Source organism: Dyadobacter sp. CY326 (assembly GCF_021390515.1).
Lineage (GTDB): Bacteria > Bacteroidota > Bacteroidia > Cytophagales > Spirosomataceae > Dyadobacter.
Window position 1 is genome coordinate 753,694 of record NZ_JAJUXI010000003.1, and the last position, 14,674, is coordinate 768,367.

Here is a 14,674-nt window from a genome sequence, read left to right on the forward strand (position 1 = left end):
ACGCAGAACGGAAAAAGCAGAATCAAAGGTTGTTGATTTGATTGTAAGTCAAATTAAACAACACCTTACCAATGAGCGTTATGAAAACTTTCACAACAGTGCCAAGACTAAAAACATGTCTGTTTGCGGCCATGCTGGCCTTTACACTTTCATCCTGCAATGACGATGACGACGATCAGCCAATGGAACCGGCAGCAAGTAACATCCCGGCCGTGGCTTCTGCCGATCCTCAGTTCTCAACATTGGTAGCCGCCTTAACCAAAGCTGAACTCGTTTCTACTCTGCAAGGCACAGGACCATTTACTGTTTTTGCGCCGAATAATGCAGCTTTCACAACCGCGGGCATTACCAGCCTGGACCCATTGACAAAAGATGCTTTAACTCCGATCCTGAGATCCCACGTAATTAGCGGCTCAGTGAAAGCGGCTGACGTGAAAAGCGGAACCGTAAAAACGGTTAACACCAATAATGACATTTACCTGTCCAAAAATGCGGATGGTGTGTTCATTAACGGAAAAATCAAAGTCATCAAAACGGATGTAGCGGTCTCCAATGGCGTCATCCACGTCATTGACAATGTCATCGTCCCTCCTACTCAATCGCTGGTACAGATCGCCCAGGGCGACACCAATTTTACGGAGCTCGTATCGCTGGTGCTGGCAGCTGATCCGGCAGTTGCCACAGCGCTTACCTCAGCCGGAGATGGTCTGACTGTATTTGCCCCAACCAATGCAGCGTTCCGTGAACTGTATAAAACGACCCCAAAAGCCACGCTTCTGGCGGCAGCCAACCGGGCCCTATTGACCAGTGTCTTACTCTATCACGTCGTACCCGGTCGCGTTTTCTCGACCGACCTGCCTAATGTATCCGGGCCTGTTACAACCGCAAATACTGGCACGGTCACATTTGACCTCGCAGGCGGCGCAAAAGTGGTAGGAAAAACCAGTGGCGCATCCAACATTACAGCAGCTAATATTCTGGCTACCAATGGAGTAGTCCATGTGATAGACAAAGTCTTAATGCCCTAAACTAAAACGAGCGTAAATTGGCAAACGGTTGTAATTCAATCAGTTTGCCAATTTTTTTAAATTTGCCTAACGCGCTGCTGTCATGTTCAAAATCAGGTATAGGTTCGGATTTATGTTTTTGCTTGGCGCCTATTCATTCCTGAATACGCTGTTGCTCGAATCATTCGACTATTATCATCTTGGCGCGGACCAATGGGTGATTTTTTTGCTTTTTCTGGCGGTTACTGCGGGGATCTGGGAAGGCAACCGGCTTTGGGACAACTGGCTTTCCGAGAAAGATATCGAGCCATTTTGGAAACGGATCGGTTATAATCTGGCAGGGAGTGTGCTCATCACAGCGCTGGTAACACTAATCCTTGGCGTTCCAACGGCCTATTACAGCTTATCCCATGATTGGCATGAATGGATACTCCCGTTAAAGCTGCTGCTGATGTTCTGTTTTCGGGTAAACCTGTTCCTGAACACCATCCACGTCATTTTCCTGTACATGAAAAAGCTGGAAGAGAGCCATCAGCAATTGGAAAGCTATAAGCGGATTACCAGCCAGGCTCAGCTCCAATCACTCAGAAACCAGGTAAATCCTCATTTTTTGTTTAATAACTTGAGTGTCCTGACAGCGCTGATTGCGCAGGACACAACCGCTTCGGTGGAGTTTGTGAAGCAATTTTCCAATGTTTACCGCTACATTCTAAAAAGCGATGAAAAGGAATTGATAGAGCTCCGGCAAGAACTGAGCTTCATTCACTCCTATTTATATCTGCTCAAAACACGTTTCGAATCCGGGCTCAGCATTCAGGTCGATATTTCGGAAGGCTGCCTTTCCGCCTATATTCTTCCCGTATCCCTGCAAATGCTGGTTGAGAATGCGGTGAAGCACAACATTATTTCCAAAGGAAAGCCTCTGCACATTGATATATTCTGCATTGATAATGAGACCATTACAGTTAAAAATAATTTGCAAAGAAAACCAATAGAAGACGATCAGTCGACCCGGCTGGGATTGACCAACATTGCCAAAAGATATGATTTTCTCGGACATCATGGCGTGGTTGTAGAACAGACAGACAAGTATTTCAGTGTCACCATCCCGCTGATCCGCATCCATTCGGAACACACTTTGCACAACGATATGGCTTCATCCGACTAACATTCAGCAACATTCAGATTCACCTTCCATGAAAGTACTCATTCTAGAAGACGAAGCCCTTTCGGCCAGAAGAGCTGCTCAATTACTAACCGAATACGATCCGAACATTGAGGTGCAGCAGATCCTGGACTCCATCGAGGACGCCGCCATCTGGCTCAATCAAAACCCGGAGCCAGACCTAATGCTGCTGGACATCCACTTATCCGACGGCATTTGTTTCAGTCTATTCGAAAAAATCACAGTAAAAAGCCCGGTTATCTTCACCACGGCCTATGATCAATATACTTTGCAGGCCTTCAAAATAAACAGCATTGACTACCTGCTTAAACCCCTGGACAAAGGTGAGCTGAACAGGGCATTGGACAAATACTACAACCTGAACCACGACCGGAAAAGCATTTCCACCGTCGATATAGAAAATTTAAGGCTTACGATACAGTCGCTGACCAAAAAATACAAAACCAGATTTTTGGTCAAACATGGGGACACCATTCATTTTAAGCACATTGAAGAAGTAGCCTACTTCTATGCGGATGACAAGGTGGTATTTATGGTAACCAATGAAGGAAAAAAATACCTGATGGACAGCAACCTGGAAAATCTCGAAGAAGTGCTGGACCCGGCGCTGTTTTTCAGGATCAACCGGAAAGTCATCGCCAGAATTGAAGCAATACAGAAAGTTAAGACATTGCTTAGCAGCCGCTTACAAGTGTTCTTAAAGCCTCTTTTCAATCAGGAGGTGTTTGTGAGCAAATATAAGAGCCATGACTTTAAAAACTGGCTGGACAATTAAAACCAAACCTTCACTTACCAAACTTCACTTTATGAAATTGCTATTTACCCTGTTTACTTTTCTCATTGCAGGCTGGCTTTCCGTAGTTTTCGGCCAGCAGACCAAAGAAGTCAGCATGCACCTCAAAAATGGCTCTATCATTCGTGGCCGGCTGCTTGAATCAGGTGCCACTTATCAACTTGAAACGTATGACAAAAGCATCTGGGTATTTCAAAAAGAAGAAGTCGACACGCTGACATTCGAGAAGCTGGTCAATCCAAACATCCGATATAAAAAGCAAGGATTCGTGCATTATACGGAGCTCGGGCCGCTGGCTATGAGCAACCGCGCTTCAAATGGCGTGACGACCTCCGCATTTTCTTTCCAGACCACGAATGGTTACAAGTTTGGACAATGGATTTACACCGGCTTGGGCATCGGTGCGGACTTGTATGCCGTGCAGACATTCGTTCCCGTGGTCCTGAGTCTCAGAGGTGATTTTACAGACAAAGGCTCTAAAATTCCATTCTATTTCCTGGAAGGCGGCTATGGTTTCAATGCAACTTCCAATGATGTGGATAGCGTCCGTTTTGGGGGCGGCGCAACATTTTCAGCGGGGATTGGCCTGAAAATCCTTTTTAGCGGGAACACGGGATTTACTATTGCAGCCGGTTACCGGTTTCAAAGATCGTCGGTGACGCAGGCAAGTCTGGAAAAACTGGAAGATTTCAACCGACTGACACTGCGGGCAGGGTTTTCGTTTTAGCTTAAAAATTGACACCCGCAGTAACCTGTATTGTTCTCGTTTTCAAGTTGTAATAACCAGCGGATTCGTAAAAAGTCACATTCGTTTCGTAAGTTCCAAAGCCTTCCTGAATCCGCACCGAAATTGGAACAGTCACTTTCCAAAGATCCACTTCAACTCCCGCACCGGCAGTAAGACCGATCGCGTCTTTGGTCGTTAAAGGTTGCAAATCCTCATTCGATTCCTCGGCATAACAATTAGCGAAGCCGCAAATGCTGCTATACATCTTGACTTTAAGTGCCTGGCGTAAGCGGAGCATGGGCCCTAGTTCGGCAAAAGGCCGCACTTTACCTGATGAAAAAGTATATCGCAGCAATAGTGGCAACTCAATAACAGAACAAAACAATGTTGACCCGTTCGATCAACATTGTTTTGTTTGCTTTCAGCGTACAATGAGGATTTTTTTCGTTTCTGTTGCATCCGGCTTATTCACTTGCAACAGGTAAATGCCCGCTGGCACATTGCTAAGGATAATGTGCTCCTGATTTTTGCCCTGCCCTTTTACCTGACGCTGGTGCCAAACTTTTCCTTGTACATCCATAACCCGTAGCGTGGCTGCCTTTCCCGTTTGCAAATAAAATTCCGCATTGAATTCGCTGGTTGCGGGATTAGGATAGGCTTGCAGCACCGGCCCATCGGTTTGCATTTCTGCCGCGTCCGGTGCTGCCATTCGTACTGTGCTCACGGCCGGTAAAACACAGAACTTGTCCTGTCGACAAGCGGCTCCTGGCAGACCCTGAATCAAAATGGTGTTATTGCCTTTGAACAAAGTGATGTAAAATGTTTCTTCTCTCGACACAATGTTCCAGCTGTGGGTGGCTGCAAGCGGCAACGACGGGATGGACAAAACGCCATTGATCGTGACACTTACATGGGCATCTGCGGCAGCATAATATCGCAAGGTTACGGGGTAAAAACCGGAAGCAGGCACATTGTTGACAGCATATTCGACATAGTAATCATAATTGCCCTCCATTCCCCGGGTCTGTCCGTTCGACGCATTGGGATCATCCGAGACCAATCCATTGCTAGCCGAATTTTCAGCCTCCACGCAGGCAGTATACGGTTCGCCAGCAGGTTCGCAACCGGTGACGGTAAACGCGACAGTCGCGGTTTTGGGTAGACATGCATTTTTAGAGGCTGTGACGATATAAGTGAAGGTTCCATTTTTTCCCGGTGGGTCCAGATATACGATCCTGCCGGGCAGATTGATATCATTGCCCGTCCACTGATAGTTCACCGATTCGCAGTCGCCACCTGAACAAAGCGCATAGATTGCGACAGCGTCCCTGCACGATGGTGAAATGGTGACCGCATTTGCACTAATCTGGAAATCACAGGTTGGTGGATTTCCTGTTCCGCCGCTGCCTGTCACACAGATCCGGTCTTGACGCACAGGGCTGTAACCCGGCAAGCCAATGATGCGGATTTTGTTGTTGCCTTCGACCAGATTCACAGTAATGGTCCGCTCTCCCGAGACAATGTTCCAGGTGTGGGTGGCGTTGAGGCCCACCACAGGTATTTTTGTTCCCCCGTTAACGATCACATCCACTGCCGCATCCTGCGCTGCATAGTAACGCAATGTCAGTTCGTGCGGTCCGGTGGCTTTCACGCCATTCACTTCGTATTCCACATAATGATCCCAGTTGTTTTCCGCTCCCCTTGTCATGCCACCAGAGGCATTTGGATCGGAAGTAACAGGCCCGTTTCCTGCCGAATTTTCCGCTTCCACACATGCACTGAATGGTTCTGCCGGTGTGATCGGACAATCCCTTACGAGGACTTCTGCGTTGCTGGATTTATCTGGACAGCCGTTTTTGGAGGCCGTTACTGTGTAGTAAAATCTGCCATTGGCGGAAGGTGCGGGTGCTGTGACCGTAGATCCGGAACCAGTTGCTCCGTTGCCACTCCAGTTGTACTTTATCGCCCAACAGTCTCCACCGCTGCACTCGGCGATGAGCGCTACTTGCGTTGCGCAGGAAGCAAAGTAGTTGGGTGAAAATGAACTGACAGCAAAATCGCAGGTGGGTGTGTCATCTACTACGACAAATGCACGTGACATTTTTGCAATGCAGCCATTTTTGGAAGCAGTGAGTTCATATGCGTAAGAACCAGGCGTTGCAGGTGCGTTGAATGTGACTTGTGCACCGCTGAGGTCGACACCATTTCCTGTCCAATTAAAAGACACATCTCCACAATCTGAACCGGAGCAATTGGCGTCCAAGGTTACGGCCTGCCCGGGCAAAACCTCCGCGCTACTTGCCCATGGAAACACATCAAAATTACATGTCACGGGCCCACTAGGTCCGGAACTCCCTGTCACGCAAATTCTGTCCTGACGAACACTGTAACCCGATAATCCTTGAATGCGAACCCGATTGGCCCCTTTGTTCAAGTTTATTGAAATGGTTTTCTCGGCCCAAACGATATTCCAGGAGTGGGTGGCGGGAAGCTCAACCGTTATGGGAGCCGTAGTCCCGTTTACCGAAACGCTTACATTCGCATCACCTGCCGTGTAATAACGGATTATCAATTGGTGCTCACCGGAAGCCAGGACACCATTGATATCATAATCGACATAATGATCCCAATTGTCTTTGTCACCTCTTGTTTTGCCATTGGAAGCATTCGGATCCTCGGTCACAGGTCCGTTGCCCAATGCATTTTCGGCTTCCAGGCAGAGACTGAATGGCTCTGCTTTTTCAGATAAATCTTTGTGATCCTTTACAGAAACAACGTCGATCGGTTTGTCGGCATAACTGCCTTCATTGGCAGCATAGGAACAGAGGCGGAACAGCATGAAGCAAAAGACGAGCGTACAAGTTTTCATAGCAAATGCAGGGACAGGTGAATGAATAGGACAGGCAAAAGAGTCATTGAAAAAGACAATAAAAACTAGCATTGTCTATATTTCATTGGACACCAAATGACCGGTCGTCCGTGGCATCGGGCGTAAAAAAAATCGGCAACGATTCTGCGTAAGCTTCCACTGAGCCCCTTATTCAAAGTCCTGCTCAGGTCCTCGTCTTGGTGGAACTGGCAACATGTATTATACTTGCATGTTGGGCAGTCATGATATATTGAAGGTTTACCCAACTCACTACTATTAAGAATATTATTTAAAACAATTGTCAGATACACTTACAAATCCATTTCTCGCCGGTGGCGGCCAAATGGGTGCCCATCTCCGAAATTCCGACTGGTCGGGCTCAACCCTGGGCAAGCCAGAGAGTTGGCCAATCAGCCTTCGGACTCTGCTGCAAATGATGCTTGACTCAGGTCTCCCGATGGTGTTGTTCTGGGGACGAGATTTAGTTACCTTTTATAATGATGCATTTTACCAGTCCACCAATAATGGTCTTGACTTGCATCAGCTTGGCCGACCTGGCAAGGAGAGCTGGTCAAATGTCTGGCCAGTCATTGCCCCTGTCATTGATTCGGTTATGACAGGAAGAGACCCCGTTTTAACGCAAAACGAGTCTTTTCAATTACATGGTGATGGCAATGCATGGAGTTACAGCCTGGGTCGGATTTCAGACGATCAGGGACTCATTAATGGTGTAATGGTAACTTGTCTGCAAAAGACAGAAAGGGTGGACACAGCCAGTCAGCTGCAATTGTCAGAGCAGCGGTTTCAAAACCTGGTTCGTGAAGCATCCGTTGGGATAATCATGCTCAGCGGGCCAGAGATGCGTGTGGAGATTGTGAACGAAGCCTATGCGACCCTGATTGACAGAAAGCCGAGCCAATTACTTGGAAAAGAACTGTTTGACATAATCCCCGAAGCACGGGAGCCATTTCACGCCATTATCAGCAATGTCCTGCGCACAAGTGAGCCGGTATATCTGTACGCACAGCCCTACTTTGTGGCAATAGAAAACGGGAAGAAAGAGGGATTTTTAGATCTTGTATATCATCCTTACCGCGAATTGGACGGCAGTGTCACGGGTGTAATCGTCCTTTGTCAGGATGTTACCCAACAGGTGAAGGCCCGCAGGTTGCTGGAAGAAAGTGAAGCGCGTCTGCGCAGCTTGGTGGATAGTGCGCCCTTTCCAATTGGTGTGTATACGGGCCTTGAAATGCGCATACAGATGGTTAATCAATCCATTGTAGATGTTTGGGGCAAAGGCGCAGACATTGTTGGCAAGCGCTACGCCGAAGTCTTGCCGGAGCTTGAAGGAAAAGGCATCTATGAACAGCTGGAACAGGTTTACCGGACTGGCAAGCCGTTTTATGCCCATAACCAGCGGGTTGACCTCGTGATTTCTGGCCAATTACAGCGCTTCTATTTCAAATACATTTTTACACCGCTTTTTGATCAATCGGGAAATGTATATGGTGTGATGAACACAGCAGCAGATGTCACCGACCTGATGGTGGCTTATGAGCAGCTGGAAGAAACCCAGGCAAGCCTGAAAGGCGCTATCACACTTGCGCACCTGGGGACGTGGGAGCTGGACCTGGAAACGAAAAAGCTTACTTACTCGGATAGCATCAAGGAATGGTTTGGATTTGAACAAGATCAGGTTCCTGTTGATCAGGCATTTGACGCCATTCATCATACGGACCGCGTTTCGGTTGAGGAAGCGATCAATCAAGCTTTGACTCCCGGTTCGGGAGGAATGTATGATGCCGAATACCGGATCGCTGGCAGCAGCACCAGAAATGAGCGTATTGTGCATGCAATGGGCAAAGTCATTTATGATTCTGACGGCCAGCCGCATAAGCTGCTCGGGACTGCGCAGGACGTTACCATCGAGCGTGGGCAGCAGCAGGAATTAGAGCGACTCGTGGAAGATCGAACAGCGGAGCTGGGCGCATTGAATGAAGAGCTAGCCGCTCAGAATGAAGAGTACATGGCCGTCAATGAAGAGCTGGAAGAAGCCAACCAGCTGCTTGCACGCTCAAACGAAAGTTTGCAGCAATTTGCCTATGTGGCCAGCCACGATTTGCAGGAACCGCTTCGTAAAATCAGACAGTTTAGTGACCGTTTAATGTCGTTCAATGTTAATGCGAGTGAAAAGGAGCTTCAATATTTGGAAAGAATTCAGGCAGCGGCCGGTCGCATGTCTGTGCTGGTAAGTGACCTGCTGGATTTTTCCAGTATAACGGCTGATCCTGCGACCAACCAGTTTGTAGCGCTCAATTCAGTGGTGGAAACTGTCATGAGTGACCTGGATTTAGCAATTTTAGAAACCGGGGCCAACATTCAGATTGACGAATTGCCTATTGTCTCGGGCAATGCCTCACAACTTGGGCAGCTGTTTCAAAATTTGCTCAGTAATGCCCTTAAATTTCGAAAGCCTGGTCTGTCGCCGGTTATTACGATCACTTATGAGCAGATTGGGCAAGATGCTTTGCCAATCTTTTTGAAACCCATAAGGCACACAAAAACTTATCATAAAATACAAGTAACTGACAACGGGATTGGGTTTGGGCAGCAATACGTTGACCGCATCTTTCAAATGTTTCAACGATTACATGGTCGGTCTCAATATGCTGGAACAGGGATCGGTCTTGCAATCTGCGAAAAGATTGTGTCCAACCATGGCGGCGCGATTACTGCCATTAGCGAGCCTGATCAGGGCGCTTCATTCGTCATTTATTTTCCAAATTGATAAAACAAGGGCAACTCACTCATTGTCATACAACCAACTCATTTTGGCGGGATTCACCCTCTAATTTGTCGCATTTGCACAGGTTCAAATGCTGGACTAAATTTCACCTTTGCATTGCAATGTTGCTACGCTGAAATAGATGTAGGCAGAGAACCTTAATCAAGATTAAACAGTCTAAAATCAAAATTATGAAGACAATCAATCCATGGATCAATTTCAATGGAAATGCAGAAGAAGCATTCAATTTTTACAAATTAGTGTTTGGTGGCGAATTCACAAAAGTGATTCGTTTCAAAGATTTGTCAAGCGATGAATTCTCGATTCCAGAGAACGAAGCGGATAAAATAATGACCATTGTACTGCCGATAGGAAAGCACAATGTGTTGGTTGGCAATGATGTTCCTGAATTTATGGGAACAGTAAATGAAAGGGAAAACCGGTCTAAAATAGCGATCAGTGCAGAAAGTCGTGAAGAAGCTGAGAAGGTTTTTAACGAATTATCGGCTGGCGGAGATGTTGAAGGTCCCATTGGCGACAGTCCCTGGGGTTCCTACGCCGGAATGTTCAGAGACAAGTATGGCATTGAATGGATTGTGGAATTTGACCCAAATGACGATAGCGGGATCTAACGGAAGTGCATTTCTTAAACCGTCATTAAAATAGGGTATCTGATTTTTTAAAATAGGGAAAAGCACCGAAATGTTGGCTCTGAAACCGACATTACTTTGCATCGTATTTAAAACAATCAGAACAACATGAAAAATTTAAGTTACAGTTTAATCGCACTCGCCGTACTTTTTAGTTCGTGCAAATCAGAATCACAGGGCATTGATTCAAACCAACAAAAAAGCATGTTTCTCGACGTGCACAATCTTGAACCAGGTAAGGTCACGTATGATGCAGTGATGGAGGCTCACAAGAAAGATCTTGCAACGCAAAGCAAGTATGGCGTCAACTTTGTCAAATTCTGGGTCGATGAAGCGGCGGGTAAAGTTTACTGCCTCTCCGAATCCCCGGATTCCGCGTCGGTTTACCGCACCCATAAAGACGCACACGGATTAGTTCCGGCTCTGGTGCAGCCGGTGAGCAGCGGCAAAGAAGCAGCTGCAAGCGCTAATCCAACGTTGTTTCTGGATATTCACCAGCTTGGTGCGGGTAATGTAACCGCCAAGGCAGTTGCCGACGCTCACGTGAAAGATCTTGCCGTTCAAGGTAAGTATGGTGTCAATTTTATCAATTATTGGGTTGATGAAAAGTCCGGCGCCGTAATGTGTCTCTCCGAAGCAAAAGATGCCAATTCGGTGATCAATACGCACAAGGAAGCGCACGGGTTAATTCCTGTCGAAGTTCACCCGGTGAAGCAGGGGCAATAGAGAAATCTGTTAAGCCAACACAAAAAGCCCGTCAACATTGACGGGCTTTTTGTGTTGGCTTAAAAAAATCCGCCGCAGAAATTTCCGCGACGGATATGTAACATAACAAACCTAACTATTGACGATAAGGGGCCACCCGCATATCAGTAAGTGGCTCCGGTGGTGGGGTCGATGATGGTTTTGACTTCTGTAATCGAATCAATCGGGAAGTTTCCGAGGCGCGCATGCTCACGGATCAGCTCTTCCGACTCCGTAATGTGCACACAATAAAGCTTGTCGTTGGTCACATATGACTGAATCCAATGATACGGCACGCCTAGTTTGCGCACCGTTGCGCATGACGCCTGTGAGATCGCCTGCAATTCTTCCGTTGAAAAGTTGCCCAGGCCAGGAATTGTTCTCTCAATAATAAATTTTTTCATAAGGCCGGTTTTGTGATTAGAGTATGATTACAAAAGTATAAGCTGCGAGCTGGTTGGAACACAGTGTTATTGCCCAAATTAAAATCCAAATCCCCTATTTTAGAATCCCCAGTCCCGATGCTTTAATGACAGCTTTGGCACGAGTTCCCACATCGAGTTTTACAAGAATCGCCGAAATATGGTGGTCGACCGTTTTGGCAGAAATGAAAAGCTTTTCGGCGATTTCTTTATTTTGCATCCCGGTCTGAAGAAGTTGTAAAACATCCAGCTCGCGACTGGTGAGTTGGGCCGCATTGGAGCGGGTGCTCAGGCGTTTTCCTCTCGGAATCTTTCTCACTCCTTCCGAGCGCATTGATTGCCGCAATTTTTGATAAACCCTTTCGGCGCCCAATTCCTGTATCATATGCAGCGCCTTCCTCATATCGGCTTCGTCTCCATCAAACAATGTCAGCGCATATTCGTAAGGGCAGCCGGCCTTTTCCCAATGCGAAGCTAAGCCATTTCCATTATTAACTTGATTGTCAGACCCTTCCGTCAAAATATAGTCCTTTCTGGCACGTTGCAGCCAGAAATACAATTTGCTGTCTTCTTTGATTTTCTTGGTCTGTTTGACCATTCCCACAACCCGGTCAAGATCGGCAGGTTCAACAAGTGTTGTTCCCAGCAGCCACTCGTATTCCAGCAATGCAGACAAAGCCGGAACAATCCGGTGCAGTTCCATCGTGTCAAAAGCAATCTCCTTCGCCTCGGTCAGCAGGTCAAGCGCCCCCTCTTCTCCCCGGCGTAATTTTAATAAACCGACCGTAATCAGCACGCTCGTTTTGATCACAGGGAGCAGATCTTCGGTTTGCAAAATGCCGTTTGCCAGATCATAAGCTTCGTCCCAGGCACCGGTTTCCAAACAAAGCCTCGCTTTATATCCCACCATGTAGAGGCGCAGCGAATCCATATCCCTTTCCAGACAGTATGCGATTCCGAGATCCAGATATTCCCCCGCAACATCGTAAAGCTTCATCGACACAGCATTGCTTCCAATAGCAGTATACGCACGGGCGGCGTGCTCGTGAAATGCATATTTCAGGGCGATCCGAAGGCTTTCCTGCAAACACGACATTCCCTCGGATATCGATCGGTGATCGGTCATGAGCGCCGAGCCAATGCTGTTCAAAGCATGCGCGAGTGTTTCCTGATCGCCAATTTCGCGGGCCAGATCAGTTGCTTTTTGTCCCCACATTAAGCATTCGTCTGTCTGGTCGGCGAGCATTTTCAGGGCTGCCATGTTGCTGTAAGCCATTGCCTTGGCGCGGGAAGCCGGGGCGTTCTCTAATTCATTCACCGCCCTGGCGCCAAGTTTTTCGGCTTGGGTTCGATTGCCTTCATACCACCAAAGCCGCGACAAAAAGCGCAGGCCCTCTCCTACTTTTTCTGCATTTTGCTGTTCCTGCCAAAATCCAAGTGCCCGCTCTGCGTAGGCGATCGCTTCTTTATGCTGGTGAATCAGATAACATTCGTAAGCATATAATTCATAGTATTCTGCAAGCTTTTCTCTGCTGATAAACTTCTCACATTCAATAGCAAGGCAATACAATCTTGCCGCGTCTGCATGTGCGCCGGCCGATGCGGACTTTTGAGCAGCAATGGGCGCATAGCGGGCGATGAGCTCGTCCGCTCCGGCATTTTTTGCGTGATGGATAATGCGTTCGATTTCCTGATTTTGTTCAAATGCATCGAGAAACATCGACAGGATTTGCTTATTGAGTGTAATGCGCAATAGTGGGGACAACGATGCCTCTATGGTCTGACTATAAAGCTGATGCTTAAAAAAGATCAGCCGATCCCTGACGATCAGGATGCGTGAGCCAAAGCAATATTTAACCGCTTCCCTGTATCTTGGCTGTATTTGTTCAAGGTAATTTAATTCAAAGCCGGCAGGGAAAATCGATAGCATTTCCCACAATGTCTTGGTGTCATCTTCCTGTCCTTTGTAAACCGATAAAATCGAATCCCGAACATTTTCAGGAACTCCGCTGCTATAACTTGCCAGGATTTCAGTTACATAAAAAGGGTTTCCATTGGTAATTTTGTAAACTTCTTCACCGCTGTATCCCTTCGCAGCTGCCATTTCTTCCACTATCTGGCGGGAGAAAGGTGTTAGTTGGAATTTGGTGAATGAATCGGAATAAAACTGCCCGAGCACATTTCGCAGCGGGTGCCGCGTGTGCACTTCGTCGTCCCGGTAAGTGAGGATCAACAGGCATTTCAGCTGACCAATACGCCTGCCAAGAAATTTGATAAAATCAAGCGTCGCTTCGTCCGCCCAGTGGATGTCTTCAAAAACGACCAAAACGCCGTCACGCTCTTTATGTAATTCTTGTAAAACGTTGAAGAAAAGCGCTGTCCGGTCCTCAGCATTGGCATGTACATCGGAGACTCCTTTTCCCAGCTGCATCATAATATCATAAAGGGGTGCAAGCGGTCGCGGACTATACAATGCGTCGCACGTTCCCCAGTAAGTTTTGTAGTCAGGTCTGATTTCTTTGCAGAAAGCGTTGACCAGTGTGGTCTTCCCGATCCCGGGCTCGCCGGTTACAAAAATACAATGTCCTTCACCGCTTAATGTTTGTCTGAATCTGGAACGCAGTATATTTAAAAATTCTGCTCTTTCGATAAGTTCCATGGTGCCATATAAAGAAAATAAACTCGAAATTAGCTTTAAATGAGCAATTTATGAATACCGTAAACTAGGAACGCGCTATGAACAGGTTAAAGAATAATCATGTTAAGTCTATAAAAAGTTAAACTTTTTCATTATGTTTAGGACGCTAACTTGGATTAATGAAAACGGTTGCCTGCATATTTCTGCTTGTACTGCTGCTTTGCAATATGCTGAGCCTTTCATTGACCGTATTATTATTTGACAGTGGCTATAAAAATGCTTCCATCAAAATTAATGTCGCGCAAACGCAAACCATTAAAATTCCGTTGCCTTCGATCCCATATGCAGCGCCTTTAGAGCTCGGCGATGTTGAAAACCACTTGCTTCGTATTGCAGACGGGTTTTATAATGTGACTCAATATGCGCACGAAAACGACACACTGTATGTGACGCTCACACCCGACGCGTCGGCTCACCAACGTTTTGCTGAGCTTTCGCATATGGTTCAGCAAGTTCACGAATTCCCCGCCGGGGCGTCTGAATCGCCACGCAGCAAGACCATTAAATTACTAAACGATCTGATCAAGATTTACCTGCCTGCAAAAGTCCACTTGGCCGGCAGTAACCTATACATTACGAGTTTAAATCTTGGAAATCAGTATCCTGCATTGAACGCTAAACTCCTTTCTTCGTTTCCTGCACCTCCCTTTTGTCCTCCCGAAGCAGCTTAAAAAACTTCATTGATTGATTGACGTAACACGGCTATTGGCCGGGTTATGTCCGTATTGTATTAATCAAAATCAGCAAATGTTTAAGAGCACAATGGGCGCAGAGCCTGTTGGCTAATAAACGG

General features: G+C 46.9%; 12 protein-coding genes. 8 read left to right on the forward strand and 4 right to left on the reverse strand.

Translation table 11 applies throughout. The features are described from left to right. Positions 1-80: 80 nt before the first annotated feature. The 4 genes from LZG73_RS07590 to LZG73_RS07605 all read left to right on the forward strand — a co-directional run bounded on the left by LZG73_RS07590 (position 81) and on the right by LZG73_RS07605 (position 3,713). Complete coding sequence (locus tag LZG73_RS07590) at positions 81-1,028, forward strand: fasciclin domain-containing protein (protein ID WP_233847298.1); 948 nt, start codon at positions 81-83, stop codon at positions 1,026-1,028. A gap of 82 nt (positions 1,029-1,110) precedes the next feature. Continuing rightward, positions 1,111-2,175, forward strand: a complete 1,065-nt coding sequence (locus tag LZG73_RS07595) for a sensor histidine kinase (RefSeq protein WP_233847300.1) — start codon at positions 1,111-1,113, stop codon at positions 2,173-2,175. 28 nt (positions 2,176-2,203) lie between these two features. Continuing rightward, positions 2,204-2,968, forward strand: coding sequence for a LytTR family DNA-binding domain-containing protein (locus LZG73_RS07600; protein ID WP_233847301.1), 765 nt, complete (start codon positions 2,204-2,206; stop codon positions 2,966-2,968). After that, positions 2,940-3,713 (forward strand): hypothetical protein, encoded by a 774-nt coding sequence (locus LZG73_RS07605; protein ID WP_233847302.1) that lies wholly within the window; start codon positions 2,940-2,942, stop codon positions 3,711-3,713. The genes LZG73_RS07600 and LZG73_RS07605 overlap by 29 nt, the downstream gene beginning before the upstream one ends. 1 nt (position 3,714) lies before the next feature. On the opposite strand, the gene LZG73_RS07610 is transcribed toward LZG73_RS07605, so the two are convergent. Together LZG73_RS07610 and LZG73_RS07615 are read right to left on the reverse strand one after the other, a co-directional pair. Next, positions 3,715-4,011, reverse strand: coding sequence for a hypothetical protein (locus LZG73_RS07610; protein ID WP_233847303.1), 297 nt, complete (start codon positions 4,009-4,011; stop codon positions 3,715-3,717). 123 nt (positions 4,012-4,134) lie between these two features. Then, a complete protein-coding gene (locus LZG73_RS07615; RefSeq protein ID WP_233847304.1) occupies positions 4,135-6,582 on the reverse strand; it encodes a T9SS type A sorting domain-containing protein in 2,448 nt (815 codons plus the stop codon). 298 nt (positions 6,583-6,880) lie between these two features. Here LZG73_RS07615 and LZG73_RS07620 point away from each other — a divergent pair, with 298 nt between their 5' ends. From LZG73_RS07620 to LZG73_RS07630, 3 genes are all read left to right on the forward strand, one after another. Beyond that, complete coding sequence (locus LZG73_RS07620) at positions 6,881-9,370, forward strand: PAS domain-containing protein (protein ID WP_233847305.1); 2,490 nt, start codon at positions 6,881-6,883, stop codon at positions 9,368-9,370. Positions 9,371-9,558: 188 nt separating this feature from the next. Then, the gene (locus LZG73_RS07625) at positions 9,559-9,999 is read left to right on the forward strand and encodes a VOC family protein (RefSeq protein ID WP_233847306.1); all 441 of its coding nucleotides are present in this window, start codon (positions 9,559-9,561) and stop codon (positions 9,997-9,999) included. Positions 10,000-10,125: 126 nt separating this feature from the next. Next, positions 10,126-10,743, forward strand: coding sequence for a DUF4242 domain-containing protein (locus LZG73_RS07630; RefSeq protein ID WP_233847307.1), 618 nt, complete (start codon positions 10,126-10,128; stop codon positions 10,741-10,743). A gap of 143 nt (positions 10,744-10,886) precedes the next feature. Here the strand turns inward: LZG73_RS07630 and LZG73_RS07635 are convergent, their stop codons facing one another. Next, positions 10,887-11,165: a DUF4242 domain-containing protein gene (locus LZG73_RS07635; protein ID WP_233847309.1), complete on the reverse strand. Its 279-nt coding sequence runs from the start codon at positions 11,163-11,165 to the stop codon at positions 10,887-10,889. A 94-nt stretch (positions 11,166-11,259) separates the two neighbouring features. Continuing rightward, positions 11,260-13,842 (reverse strand): helix-turn-helix transcriptional regulator, encoded by a 2,583-nt coding sequence (locus tag LZG73_RS07640; RefSeq protein ID WP_233847311.1) that lies wholly within the window; start codon positions 13,840-13,842, stop codon positions 11,260-11,262. Between the two features lie 158 nt (positions 13,843-14,000). Between LZG73_RS07640 and LZG73_RS07645 the strand changes: the two genes are divergently transcribed. Further along, complete coding sequence (locus tag LZG73_RS07645; protein ID WP_233847313.1) at positions 14,001-14,552, forward strand: hypothetical protein; 552 nt, start codon at positions 14,001-14,003, stop codon at positions 14,550-14,552. Positions 14,553-14,674 lie beyond the last annotated feature (122 nt).